Source organism: Streptomyces palmae (genome assembly GCF_004684805.1).
Taxonomy (GTDB): domain Bacteria; phylum Actinomycetota; class Actinomycetes; order Streptomycetales; family Streptomycetaceae; genus Streptomyces; species Streptomyces palmae.
On sequence record NZ_SRID01000521.1, the window covers coordinates 1 to 3,720 of the forward strand.

General features: G+C 73.6%; 1 protein-coding gene. It reads right to left on the reverse strand.

The window, feature by feature from the left end; translation table 11 throughout:
- Window positions 1-47: 47 nt before the first annotated feature.
- Window positions 48-3,668, reverse strand: a complete 3,621-nt coding sequence (locus tag E4099_RS30295) for a hydantoinase B/oxoprolinase family protein (protein WP_135342309.1) — start codon at window positions 3,666-3,668, stop codon at window positions 48-50.
- Between the last annotated feature and the right edge of the window lie 52 nt (window positions 3,669-3,720).

The window sequence follows — 3,720 nt, forward strand, 5'->3', positions numbered from 1 at the left end:
TCCCTGGTGCGCGGGAGGGGGCGGGGTACTCGCGGCCTGGGGGACGCCTACTCGTCCCGTTTCTGCGGGGGGCCGTATCCGCCGCCGCCTGGGGTGTGGATGACCAGGGTGTCGCCGGGGCCGGCGTCCGCCGTGTCGCAGCCGGCGAGGGGTTGGACGGTGCCGTCCGCGCGTTCCAGGAGGTTGGCGCCGCACTCCCCCGGGCACCCGCCGGCCATGCCGTAGGGCGGTACCCGGCGGTGGTTGCCGAGCAGGGCGACGGTCATGGGCTCCAGGAAGCGAAGGCGCCGGGTGACGCCGTCGCCGCCGTGCCAGCGGCCCGCGCCCCCGCTGCCGTGCCGGATCGCGAAGCCCTCGACACGCACCGGGTAGCGCCACTCCAGCACCTCGGGGTCGGTGAGCCGGGAGTTGGTCATGTGGGTCTGCACCGCGTCCGCCCCGTGGAAGCCGTCGCCCGCGCCGGAGCCGCTGGCCACGGTCTCGTAGTACTGCACCCGGTCGTTGCCGAAGGTGAGGTTGTTCATGGTGCCGGAGCCCTCGGCCTGGACGCCCAGTGCCGCGTACAGGGCCCCGGTGACCGCCTGCGAGGTCTCCACGTTGCCCGCCACGGTGGCGGCCGGGAATTCCGGGGCCAGCATGGAGCCGGGTGGGATGCGGATCTCCAGCGGCTTCAGGCAGCCGCTGTTGAGCGGGATGTCCTCGGCGACCAGGGTGCGGAAGACGTAGAGCACCGCCGCGGTCACCACGGAACTGGGTGCGTTGGCGTTGCCGGGCTGCTGGGGTGAGGTGCCGCTGAAGTCCAGGACCGCGCCGCGGGCCGCTCGGTCGACGCGCAGGGCGACCTGGATGACCGCCCCGCTGTCCGTCTCGTACCGGTACGAGCCGTCCGCCAGGTCGGCGACGATACGGCGCACCGACTCCTCGGCGTTGTCCTGTACGTGCTGCATATAGGCGTGCACCACGTCCAGGCCGAACTGCTCGATCATGCGGTGCAGCTCCTGGATGCCCTTCTCGTTGGCCGCGATCTGGGCGCGCAGGTCGGCGAGGTTCGCCTCGGGGGCGCGGGAGGGATACGGTCCGGCGGCCAGCAGTGCGCGGGTCTCCGTCTCGCGCAGCCGGCCGTCCCGTACCAGCAGCCAGTTGTCGAAGAGCACCCCCTCTTCCTGCACGGTGCGGCTGAAGGCCGGCATGGAGCCCGGGGTGACCCCGCCGATCTCGGCGTGATGGCCGCGGGAGGCCACCAGGAAGAGCAGGTCCCGGCCCGCCCGGTCGAACACGGGGGTGACCACGGTGACATCGGGCAGGTGGGTGCCCCCGTGGTAGGGGTCGTTGATGGCGTACACATCACCGGGCCGCATCCGGTCGCCGTTGCGCCGCAGCACTTCCTTGATCGAGTCCCCCATGGAGCCGAGGTGGACCGGGATGTGCGGGGCGTTGGCGATGAGGTTGCCGCCGGCGTCGAAGAGCGCGCAGGAGAAGTCCAGCCGCTCCTTGATGTTGACCGAGTGGGCGGTGTTCTCCAGTCGTACGCCCATCTGCTCGGCGATGGCCATGAAGAGGCTGTTGAACACCTCCAGCAGCACCGGGTCGACCTCGGTGCCGACCGCGCTGCGGTGCGGGCGCGGGCGGGCGCGGGTGAGCAGCAGATGCCCCGACCGCGCGGCTTCGGCCTGCCAGCCGGGGTCCACCACGGTGGTGGCGTCCGGCTCGGCGATGATCGCGGGTCCGCTGATCCGGTCGCCGGGGCGCAGCCGGGTCCGCTCGTACAGCGGGGTGGGTCGCCATCGACCGCCGACGAACATCCGCACCGTGGCCGCCGGCCGCGCCGCGCCCTCGCCCTCGGGCGGCGGCTGGGAGGCGGTGCCGGCTCCCGCGCCTTCCGCCGGTCCGACCGCCTCCGCCGTGACCGCCTCGGCGACCAGCGGTTTGTCCATGGTGAAGGCGTAGCGGGCGCGGTGTTCGGCCACGAACGCCTCGGTCATGGCCTCGGCCGAGTCCAGGGGTACCGGGATCGCGGCGTCGGTGCCCGCGTAGCGCAACTGCACCTTGGCCGCGACCGTGACGGCGTGTTCCGGTACGCCCTCCGCGTGCAGCTCGGCCCGGGTGCGTTCGTCGAGCTCGGCGCAGACCGCGCGGATGCGGGGCATCGCCTGCTCGGTCAGCTCGGTCTCCACGGCCTGCTCGCGCAGTGCGGTGGCGTCGGCCACCCCGATGCCGTACGCGGAGAGCAGGCCGGCCAGCGGGGGCACGATCACGGTGTCCACGCCGAGTGCGTCGGCCACCGCGCAGGCGTGCTGGCCGCCCGCGCCGCCGAAGCTGGTCAGCGCGTAGCGGGTGATGTCCCGGCCGCGCTGCACGGAGATCTTCTTCACCGCGTTGGCCATGTTGAGCACGGCGATGTCCAGGAAGCCGGACGCCACCTGCTCGGGGCCGCGGCGGTCACCGGTGGCGCGGGTGATCTCGGCGGCCAGCTCGGTGAAGCGGGTTCGGACCAGCTCGGCGTCGAGCGGCTGGTCGCCGTGCGGCCCGAAGACCGCGGGGAAGTGGTCCGGCTGCACCCGGCCGAGCATCACGTTGGCGTCGGTGACGGTGAGCGGCCCGCCGCGCCGGTAGCAGGCGGGGCCGGGGACGGCGCCCGCCGAGTCGGGCCCCACCCGGTAGCGGCGGCCGTCGAAGTGCAGTACCGAGCCGCCGCCGGCCGCCACGGTGTGGATGTCCATCATCGGGGCGCGCATCCGCACCCCTGCCACCTCGGTGCCCCAGACCCGCTCCAGCTCCCCGGCGTAGTGGGACACGTCGGTGGAGGTGCCGCCCATGTCGAAGCCGATCACCCGCCGGTGGCCGACCTCGGCGGAGGAGCGTGCCATTCCCACCACCCCGCCGGCCGGGCCGGACAGCACCGCGTCCTTGCCCCGGAAGTGGGCGGCCTCCCGCAGCCCGCCGTTGGACTGCATGAACATCAGCCGGATGCCGGGGAGTTCGGCCGCCACCCGGTCCACGTAGCGGCGCAGGACCGGCGAGAGGTAGGCGTCCACCACGGTGGTGTCGCCGCGCGGCACCAGCTTCATCAGCGGGCTGACCTCGTGCGAGCAGCTCACCTGGGTGAAACCGAGGTCCCGGGCCGCGGCGGCGACCGCCCGTTCGTGCGCGGGCTGCCGGTAGCCGTGCAGCAGCACCACGGCCGCGCTGCGGAAGCCGTCCCGGTGAGCGGTGCGCAGTGCCTCGGTGGCGGCGGCCGGGTCCAGCGGTCGCACCACCTCGCCGCGGGCGTCCAGCCGCTCGGGGATCTCCACCACCCGGTCGTACAGCGCCTCCGGCAGCAGGATGCGCCGGTCGAACAGGCGCGGCCGGTTCTGGTAGGCGATGCGCAGGGCGTCCCGGAAGCCCTCGGTGACGACCAGCACGGTGGGCTCGCCGGTACGCTCCAGCAGCGCGTTGGTGGCCACCGTGGTGCCCATCCTCACCACCGAGACCTGATCCGCGGGGACCGGCTCGCCGTCCCCCAGCCCCAGCATCGCGCGGATGCCGGCCACCGCCGCGTCCTGGTCCCGGCCGGGGTCGTGGGAGAGCACCTTCCGGGTGACCAGCCGGCCGTCCGGACGGCGCCCGATGACATCGGTGAACGTACCGCCACGGTCGATCCAGAACTCCCAGCGTCCGGCCGTCATCCGGCCATTGTCCCTTCCGGGAGGGGGGCTGACGAGGGGTGCGGTGCCGGGC